Source organism: Edaphobacter sp., assembly GCF_035763405.1.
In the GTDB taxonomy this organism is placed as follows: domain Bacteria; phylum Acidobacteriota; class Terriglobia; order Terriglobales; family Acidobacteriaceae; genus Edaphobacter.
The window spans coordinates 1-9451 of the sequence record NZ_DASUBE010000169.1; the positions used below are offsets into that span (position 1 = coordinate 1).

Below are 9451 nucleotides of genomic sequence, written 5' to 3' on the forward strand. Positions count from 1 at the left end.
CCGAGATGCTCCGTGCGCTCGCTGCCGACGACCGCGTGCGGAAGGTCAACCTCGTCGTCTCCGACAATGCCCTGCGCGTGCTCGCCGAAGAACTCCAGATCGGCGGACGCAACGGCCTGGTAGAAAAGCTCCTCGGTTCCCCCTGCGCAAAAATTCAGCAGCACGCCGACTCCGACATCGGCGCGAACATCGCCAGCGGCAGCTACCCCATCGACGCGATGATCGTGCTTCCCTGCTCCATGGGCACGCTCGCGGCTATCGCAACGGGTCTCGCCTCGAACCTCATCCAGCGCGCCGCCGATGTCTGCCTCAAGGAGCGTCGCCCGCTCATCCTCTGCGTGCGCGAGACGCCCTTCAACCGGATCCACCTGCGTAACATGCAGCTTGCGTCTGACGCGGGCGCGGTCATCTTCCCTGCCATCCCCACGCTCTACAATCATCCGCAAAGCACCACCGAGATGGCGCGCAACTTCGTCCATCGCGTGCTTGCGCACATCGGCCTCCCGCAGCCTGGAGCGTACCAGTGGCAACCTGACTGAGCAGACTTACTTCGCCGCAGACATCGGAAACGTCCGCTCGACGCCTTCTATCGGCGGCTCCGCGCGGAGGAACTGAATCGTTCCCGCGATCACCGGCTTCGCGCACTCGGTCGGCGCCAGGTGGCCGCAGCCTTCCATCACGTCCAGCGAAGAGTGCGGGATGCTGTCATGCATCTTCCGCCCGGCCGAGAGGGGGATGAGGTCGTCATGCGCACCCCAGACCACCAGCGTCGGCTCGGTCACGTTGTGCAGGCGAAAGTCCAGCAGGTCGCGCCCATCGATCATCGACATCAGGCTGCGCTGGATGACCCACTTGTTCGCCTGAAGTTTACGCACCATGGCGCGGGCGGCGAAGTCCGGCACGTTGATCCGCTTCGGCGAAAGCATGGTGAGCAGTTTGTGGACGCCGGCCACATCCGCAGGTGAGAACAGGTCCGGCTCCCATGTCGCGGGAAAGTAGGTGCCCGCGCTGTCGTACACCACCACGCGGTCCACCAACTCGGGATGATCGAGCGCGAGTTTCAGCGTGATCCAGCCGCCCATCGACCAGCCGGCGACATCGGCGCGCGTAAGATGAACAGCCTGCATGAAGCTGACGACCGCCGCCTCTTCCATCGCAATCGAGTAGCTTGCGTCCGGCTTCGACGAGCGTCCGTAGCCGGGCAGGTCCAGCGCGTAGACGTGAAATCCTGCGGCCGCAAGCGGAGGAATCAGCGGAGCCCAGTCTTCCGCGCGCGCACCCAGACCGTGGATCAGCAGCAGCGGCGTATTGGCCGATCCGGCCGCTGCAGACGCTTCAAAGTAGTGCAGCCGGTAGCCGCCCGTTTCGATGTACTCGCTGCGAACACCGTGCCGCCAGAGCCGGAAGCGCGTCATCGCGTCCTGAACGCGAAGCGGCTGACAATAGAACACCGCGCCCGCAACGGCAGCAATCAATACCAGAACAAGCAGTATCCGCCCAATCACCTTCATCGCCTGCTGCCCTCCTCTGCGCTTGAACGGTCACTTCAGCGGCTTGCCGAACTCTTCTCCGAAGACGGTGTGGGCCATGTCGAAACGGCCTCCGAAATATTTGTCATCGCCCTTCAGATGCCCCACTGCGAGCAGCGCGACTACCCAGTAGCTGAGCGGCAGTTTGAGCACCTCATGCACCTTGTCCTGCTCGAAGCCTTCCATGGGCGCGGTGTCGTAGCCCATCGACTCGGCCATCAGCATCATGTGGGTGAAGGCAATCATCACCATCTTGTTCAGCCAGCCGTGCATCTGGTCGGCGTTGAAGCTGAGCATGTAATTCGAAACGCTGTTGCGCGCCTGCGCGGCGTAGCTCTCGGGCATTCCACCGGCGCGGCCCAGTTGCAGCATCAGGTCAATGTCCTTGCGCCAGCCGTCAGCGTCGCCGCAGGCCACAATCACGGCCGAGGCCTCTTCCACCTTGCCCTGATTGAAGCTGGCGCCGCGCAGCCGCTTCTTCTGTTCGGGCGTCTGCACCACGACAAAGCGCCAGGGCTGCATGTTGTAGCCACTGGGCGCGGCGAGACCCGCTTCGAGAATCTGTTGCAGGTCTTCTGCCGGAATCGGCGTACCGTCGAAGCTCGGCGTCGCGCGACGCTCCTCGATCGCCTGTGTAAGGGACTTCTTAAGCTTTGCCATCATCCTCTTTCTTCAAGTGAAGTCATCGCCCAGCCGCTCCATTCAGGGGTGCGCGATTCCAGAGAGTACTCCGGCATCCTACACTCATTCCTGATTTGAAAAAAGTCTTCCACGGCCACCCATGAATTTCCTCCTGCACGACAGCGGCATGAATGATTAATGAATGTCGCTCATGGCCTGTTCGGTTGCGAATGGATTCTGCCCCGGAGCCTGCGCAAAGATCCACACTCCGTGAAACGCGCTGCGCAGCTCTGGATACGCAGCCACGAGCGCGCTCATGGCCGCTGCGTTACGTTTGTTCGCCGTGGCCACATCGCCAATCTGGTCCACCTTCAGGTGCGCAGTCACGTCGATCTTCTCCTTGCCGAGCGAGTCGTCCACGCCGAGACCGATAAAGTGATACTCCGAACCGTCGGCGGCCTTGACCACCAGCGGTGCCTGCGGGCTGATGCCCTCCGACAATGCAGGCGGCGCAACCGCCGACCGCTCCGAGCGCAGCTTCTCCAGATGCGTGCTCTGAATAAAACCGGCGGGGCGCAACAGAACTTCGGCCTGCTGGTAGTAAAGCCACGCATTCCAGTGCTGATTGTTGGCCGCCATCGCGCGCGCCTGCCGCCAGTACCAGAGCCCATCGTGACCGGCGGCCCACATAGCCGTGGGATAGAAGCCGGCAAGGCCCCATTGATTCTGGTCCTGGCGCATCAGGAACGAGAGCCGCCACGGAGTCGTCGCGTTTTCAGATTCGACAATGGCGAAAGCATATTTACCGGGATCCATGCCGGGGATAAGGAAGTCCGCCTCGGCGGGCGACTGATTGAGCGAACAGTAGAACTGCGCCGCGGGAAGAGAGCCGTCAGCAGCATGCTTCAGCTCCGAGGCGTCCAACAGATAGACCTGCTCGACCACCAGCGTGCCGCCCTTCAGCTTTGGCGCAACGCCCGCGACCACATCGCCCAGGCCGCCGAAGTCTTTCGCATACTCTGGCGCAGTCGCAGCGTGCAACCCGTTGACGTCGTTTGCCTGCACCATCGCTGCCAACTGACGCGCACGCGCCACAAGCGTATCCCGATCGGCGGCTGTCATCTTCGACTGCGTCGTGCAGACCTCAGCCGAGGCTGCCCCCACAAGCAGCAGCACCGAAGCCAGCATTGCAACCTTTGCTCTCATCCTCATGCCTGTTAGACGGCCCCCAAGCCTTCCCTGTTCCGATAGGAGAACATTTACCAGAGCCATGGGACAGTCTACAGCCTGCCCCTGCCAAATCCGTACCTCGAAAGGAACCTGCCGAGCCCGCGCAGCGCAAACGACTTGCCGAGCCGCGCGGTAGACTTGGACAAGCCGCAGCGGCCGGATGACCTTCCTTCGCTGCGCTGCGTCCTATCTGAGCAAGATGTGCCACACTGCGCCAATTCGTGTTGCCGCCATTGCGTGCCTCGCCTGCTGCGTCGTAGCCGGTGCACAGACAAGGCACAGAAGGCACGAGAAGCCTGCTGCGGCCATCGCCCCTGCTCCTGAGCCACTGCCTCCGCAACCTGTTGCCCCGCCGCCTCCACCCACTCCGGCGGAGCTGCCTGCGCATCCGGCAGGCGTCACCTACGCTGATGGCCTGCTCTCGGTCAAAGCCAGCAACTCCAGCCTGGACCAGATTCTGCGCGACGTCTCGCGCGCAACCGGCATGAAAATTACCGGAGGAGTGCAGGACGAGCGCGTCTTTGGCAACTATGGCCCGGCTTCAGCCGCGCAAGTGCTGAGCGCGCTGCTCGACGGCACCAGCAGCAACATGATGCTGGTAGGTAGCAACGGCCCGGCTCCCGCCGAACTGGTGCTGACCCCACGCGGAGGCGGCCCGACGCCGCCCAACCCGAACGCGGCCCGCATCCAGGCCGAAGAAGATCAGCAAAATAACGAGGAGATGCTGCCCAAGCAGAGTTACCGCCCGCCTTCTCCTGCCCCGGAGGCCCCCGCCACGACAGCGATTCCTGCCAACCCTCCCGAGAGCGAACCGGCAACACCCGCTCCCGCAGCCGACGACGCCCAGCCGAAGTCGCCCAATGGCGTAAAAACCCCGCAGGACATCTTCAACGAGCTGCAAAAGATGCGCCAGAAACAGGCGCAGCAACAGCACACGAATCAGTAGAAGTATTCGATGTATTTAATTGAAAATAGTTAGGTTAATGAAATTACCCCGGCCACGTTTCAGCCCTTGGCCGCCCCGGCCTGCGCCACCACGCGCGCCGAGCGTTCCGCCGCCACCTGGCGGGCGTGAATCCGGAAGACGTTGAACATTGAGATGCAGATCCCATACGCTACCAGCACACCGAACGCCAACGAAGCACATACAGCAGAGATCAAGACAATCGAGTTCACATCCACTCCCTGAGGTCTGGCCCAGCGCAGCCAACGCGCCCAGGCCCACAGTTCTACTGTGCCATTAATGCCCTAAACCTGCATCGGACACAATGCCCCCAAAGTAAAACACTGTTGCGACTTCGGATACATCTTTCGTACCACGGGTTGCCCTGAGCGCCGCCACGCCATCGCCGCCCGCACACTTCTTCCCCTCGGCGCGAATGCCGTATCCTAGAGACTTATCTGAGAGAGGGCCGGGCACCGCCGTATCCTGCATGGGAATTACACACATCACCGTTCGCGGCGCACGCCAGCACAATCTGCGCAACGTCAACGTCAGCATTCCGCGCAACACCCTGACCGTGGTGACGGGACTCTCGGGCTCAGGCAAGTCGTCGCTGGCCTTTGACACCATCTACGCCGAAGGCCAGCGCCGCTACGTCGAAACGCTCTCCGCCTACGCCCGCCAGTTTCTCGACCAGATGGAGCGGCCTGACGTGGACGCCATCGACGGCCTCTCACCCGCCATCTCCATCGAGCAGAAGACCACCAGTCGCAGCCCGCGTTCGACCGTCGGCACCATCACCGAGATCTACGACTACCTTCGCCTGCTCTACGCCTCTGTTGGCCAGCCGCACTGCCCCAACTGCGGCCGTCCCATCACGCGGCAGTCCGCCGAGCAGATCGTCGAGCGCGTCACCGCGCTCTCGCCCGGCGAGCGCATCACCGTCTACGCGCCCATCGTGCGCGGACGCAAGGGCGAGTTCCGCGAAGAACTGGAGTCGCTCGACCAGCAGGGCTTCCGCGTCCGCATCGACGGCGAAGTCACCGAGATCGCCGAAGGGATGCGGCTCGAGAAGCGAAAGAACCACACCATCGAAGCCGTGGTCGATCGCATCATCCTCAAGCTCATCCCGGGTGAACAGAAATACGACACCCGCCGCCTCGAAACCAGCGTTCTCAAGGCGCTCCAGATGGCCAACGGCCTGGTGCTCATCGGCATTCAAGGCCCCAACCGCGAGCAGGACGAGACGCTCTACAGCTCGTCGATGGCCTGCCCGGACTGCGGTATCAACGTACCGCGACTCGAGCCGCGCAGCTTCAGCTTCAACTCCAACTACGGCGCCTGCCCCAACTGCCACGGCCTGGGCAGTATCTACGACTTCGACCCCGCCAAGACCATCGTCGATTGGTCGAAGCCGCTGCTCGACGGCGCCATGGGCCCCGGCTCCGCCTCGGCGTATCTGCTGCGGCTCATCAAGCTCGCCGCCGAAAAATACAAGATCGATATCCGCAAGCCCTTCGACCAGCTCACCACCGAGCAGCAGAACCTCTTCCTCTACGGCCCGCCACGCAACGAGGCAGCACGCACCGGCTTCCACGGCATCTTCAACTACCTGCGCGCGAACCTCGAAGACACCAAATCCGAAGGCTACCGCGAGTACATGATGCAGTACATGTCGGCCTCCACCTGCCCGGTCTGCAAAGGCCGCCGCCTGCGCCCCGAATCCCTCGCCGTGACGATATCTATCCCACTTTCCAACCCTGCTCAGGAAGTGTCATCTCGACCGGAGGCGCGGAGCGCCGGAGCGGAGAGACCTGCGCCTCTTCCCGACGGCCAGGTCCATGACATTCACAACGTCTCCATCGCCGACTTCACCGCGCTTTCACTCGAACGCTCCCTCGCCGCCGCGCGTGCCATGCACTTCGCCGGGCGCGACCGCATCATCGCCGACCGGCTCCAGCGCGAGATCATCGAACGGCTCGAATTCCTCAACGCCGTCGGCCTCAGCTACCTCTCGCTCGACCGCAGCGCCGCGACGCTCTCCGGCGGCGAAGGCCAGCGCATCCGCCTCGCCACGCAGATCGGCTCGAAGCTGCGCGGCGTCCTCTACGTCCTCGACGAGCCCTCCATCGGCCTGCACCAGCGCGACAACCAGCGACTGCTCAGCGCGCTCGAAAATCTGCGCGACCTCGGCAACACCGTCCTCGTCGTCGAGCACGACGAAGACACCATCCGCAAGGCCGACTACGTGCTCGACCTCGGCCCCGGCGCGGGCAAAAACGGCGGCCACCTCATCGCCGACGGCACACCGCAGCAGATCATGGACAACGAGGCGTCCATCACCGGCCAATACCTCGCCGGAAAAATCGAGATTCTCGCCCGCACCCAGCCGCGCCCGCTCACCGGTAACTGGATCACCGTCGAGAACGCCCACGCACACAACCTCAAAAACGTCACCGTGCATTTCCCACTCGGCGTGATGACGGTCGTCACCGGCGTCTCGGGCAGCGGCAAGAGCACACTCGTCAACGACATCCTCTACCGCGCGCTCGCCCGCGAACTCTACGGCTCGCGCGAAGAACCCGGCCAGCATGGCCGCATCATCGGCATCGACCAGCTCGACAAAGTCATCGAGATCGACCAGTCGCCCATCGGCCGCACGCCTCGCTCGAACCCAGCCACCTACACCGGAGTCTTCTCGGCAATCCGCGACCTCTTCGCCATGCTGCCCGAGTCGCGCGAGCGCGGCTACAAACCCGGCCGCTTCAGCTTCAACGTGCAGGGCGGACGCTGCGAAGCCTGCCAGGGCGACGGCCAGCGCCGCATCGAGATGAACTTCCTGCCCGACGTCTACGTCCAGTGCGAGGTCTGCAACGGCCGCCGCTACAACCAGGAGACGCTCTCGGTCAAATTCAACGGCTACTCCATCGCCGACATCCTCGACCTCTCCATCGCCGACGCCCTGCCCCTGCTCAAGGACATCCCCGCCGTCAACCAGCGTCTGCAAACGCTCGTCGATGTCGGCCTCGGCTACATCCATCTCGGCCAGTCGGCCACCACGCTCTCCGGTGGCGAGGCGCAGCGTATGAAGCTGGCCCGCGAACTCTCCAAGCGCCAGACCGGACGCACCCTCTACCTGCTCGACGAACCCACCACCGGCCTGCACTTCGACGACGTCCGCCGCCTCCTCGAAGTGCTCCACCGCCTCACCGACCTCGGCAACACGGTCATCATCATCGAGCACAATCTCGACATCATCCGCAACGCCGACTACCTCCTCGACATGGGCCCCGAAGGCGGCGAAGGCGGTGGCCGCGTCGTCGCTCACGGCACTCCGGAGCAGGTCGCCACAGTCCGGGACTCGTACACCGGCCAGTTCCTCGCCCGCTACTACTCCTCTCATCTACAGCCCACAAACGGCTCCAATCCAACAAGCCACGCGGGCCCTCAACCACCCGTTATCGCCGCGCCAGACAAGAAGAAAGAGCCACGCGGCAAGTTCACCACTCCCGAGAAAAAGACTGGAATAGCCAAAGCCGGAGCGGCCAAGCCTGCCGAGCGCACCAGCCGGGCAAAACAGCCGGCAAAGAAAAAAGCCCCCTCAGTGGCCAGAATTAAGCAAGAATCAAAAGCCGAGCCCGTATCACGCGGCAGGAAAGCATGAACGATCAGAACCTCAATCCGCTTCATCCGGTGCGCCGCCCCTTCGACCCTGCCTACGCCGCCGATGAACCGGGCGCTGCCACCCACCCTTTCCCGCCCGTCACCGGAGCGGAAGACAAGACCGCGCTGCTGATTCCGCAAGGTCCCGTGCCCACGCCCGACGACTACACTCCGCGCCGCATCCCGCACATCGGCCACGCGCTCGCGTTTGTCGTCAACACCGGCGTCATTCTTGTGCTGACGCAGGCCGTCTTCCTCGCGCTCGCCCCGCCCATGCGCAATCCGCACACGGGCGCGCACATGATCCCCACCACGCTCGACCCGAAGATGCTGCTGGCCTCGATGGCCATCGCCTACGTCGTCACCCTCATCGAAGCATGGACCTTCTTTCCATTGCTCTGGCACAAAAGCTTCGCCGAAGGCATCCGCTGGGACTTCGCCACAGCGCGCCGCAACGCCTACCGGCTTATCCCGCTGGGCCTCGTCCTCGGCTGGACGGTCCAGGCCATCTCCTCACTCATCCCCATGCCCAAGACCATCCCGATGGACCGCTTCTTCCACACCGCGTCCGACGTCTGGCTGGTCACGGCCTTCGGCACGCTGCTCGCGCCCATGTTCGAGGAGATATGCTTCCGAGGCTTCCTGCTGCCTGCCTTCGCCATCGCCTACGACTGGCTCAGCCTCCCGCGCAAACCCTACGCGCACGAGATCTGGCGAACCACCGTCACCTTCAGCCGCGCAGGCTTCGTCTTCTCCGGCATCCTGACCAGCATCTTCTTCGCCATGGTCCACGCAGAACAGCTCGACCGCGCCTGGGTTGCATTGTTCGTGCTCTTCTGCGTCTCGCTTGTCCTCACCTGGGTGCGCGTAAAGACCCAGTCCGTCGCCTGCTCGACGCTGGTCCACGCCTGCTACAACCTCTCAGTCTTCATCTCGCTCTTCATCGCCACCGGCGGCTACCGCCATCTGGAACGCATGACCCGCTAAAAAGCGCAGCCTCACATTTCCATTCGGCGGCCCTCCGATACTTAATCAGACCTTCCTTAGGTAGTGTCTGATGAATCGACGAGAATCGTTTTTGCTTCAGGGTAGGCCAGGCCTTTAGGCTTGGCTCTCTTCACAAACCGTGAAAAATGGGGCTTCAGAGGGTGCTGAAAAAGTCAGTTTTGCTTAAGGGCACGGCTTCATCCGTGCCGCTAACGCTGCAAAATCGACGCGGCTTTAGCCGCTGAGGTACGCTTTCTTCCCGGCTAGACACTTTTTCAGCACCCTCTTTCGCCCCTGAGGGAATCTTCGCGGACTTAATCAGACCTGCCTTAGAGCAAATTGCGCATCGCTGCGCAGTAGCCTTCCAAGGGCCAAAGGCCCGACAACATACCAGCCTGGGCCGGAGGCCCAGGTTCATGATGGCAGAACATGAAAGGGCTGAAAGCCCGACACATCATTCTCGCTGCATACCATCGAG

8 protein-coding genes are annotated in these 9451 nt (G+C 62.9%); 4 read left to right on the top strand and 4 right to left on the bottom strand.

The window, feature by feature from the left end:
• Positions 1-539, top strand: a 539-nt coding sequence (locus VFU66_RS15685; RefSeq protein ID WP_326447213.1) for a UbiX family flavin prenyltransferase, incomplete at its 5' end; no start/stop codon positions are given.
• A 6-nt stretch (positions 540-545) separates the two neighbouring features.
• Here the strand turns inward: VFU66_RS15685 and VFU66_RS15690 are convergent.
• From VFU66_RS15690 to VFU66_RS15700, 3 genes are all read right to left on the bottom strand, one after another.
• Positions 546-1511: an alpha/beta fold hydrolase gene (locus tag VFU66_RS15690; protein ID WP_326447214.1), complete on the bottom strand. Its 966-nt coding sequence runs from the start codon at positions 1509-1511 to the stop codon at positions 546-548.
• Positions 1512-1541: 30 nt separating this feature from the next.
• Complete coding sequence (locus VFU66_RS15695; RefSeq protein WP_326447215.1) at positions 1542-2189, bottom strand: nitroreductase family protein; 648 nt, start codon at positions 2187-2189, stop codon at positions 1542-1544.
• 156 nt (positions 2190-2345) lie between these two features.
• Positions 2346-3356, bottom strand: a complete 1011-nt coding sequence (locus VFU66_RS15700; RefSeq protein ID WP_326447216.1) for a hypothetical protein — start codon at positions 3354-3356, stop codon at positions 2346-2348.
• A 184-nt stretch (positions 3357-3540) separates the two neighbouring features.
• Here VFU66_RS15700 and VFU66_RS15705 point away from each other — a divergent pair, with 184 nt between their 5' ends.
• Positions 3541-4326 (top strand): hypothetical protein, encoded by a 786-nt coding sequence (locus VFU66_RS15705; RefSeq protein ID WP_326447217.1) that lies wholly within the window; start codon positions 3541-3543, stop codon positions 4324-4326.
• 59 nt (positions 4327-4385) lie between these two features.
• On the opposite strand, the gene VFU66_RS15710 is transcribed toward VFU66_RS15705, so the two are convergent.
• Positions 4386-4556, bottom strand: a complete 171-nt coding sequence (locus VFU66_RS15710; protein ID WP_326447218.1) for a hypothetical protein — start codon at positions 4554-4556, stop codon at positions 4386-4388.
• Positions 4557-4813: 257 nt separating this feature from the next.
• Here VFU66_RS15710 and uvrA point away from each other — a divergent pair, with 257 nt between their 5' ends.
• Positions 4814-7987, top strand: a complete 3174-nt coding sequence (uvrA, locus tag VFU66_RS15715; protein WP_326447219.1) for an excinuclease ABC subunit UvrA — start codon at positions 4814-4816, stop codon at positions 7985-7987.
• Complete coding sequence (locus VFU66_RS15720; RefSeq protein ID WP_326447220.1) at positions 7984-8973, top strand: CPBP family intramembrane glutamic endopeptidase; 990 nt, start codon at positions 7984-7986, stop codon at positions 8971-8973. Before uvrA ends, VFU66_RS15720 begins: the two co-directional genes overlap by 4 nt.
• Positions 8974-9451: the final 478 nt, after the last annotated feature.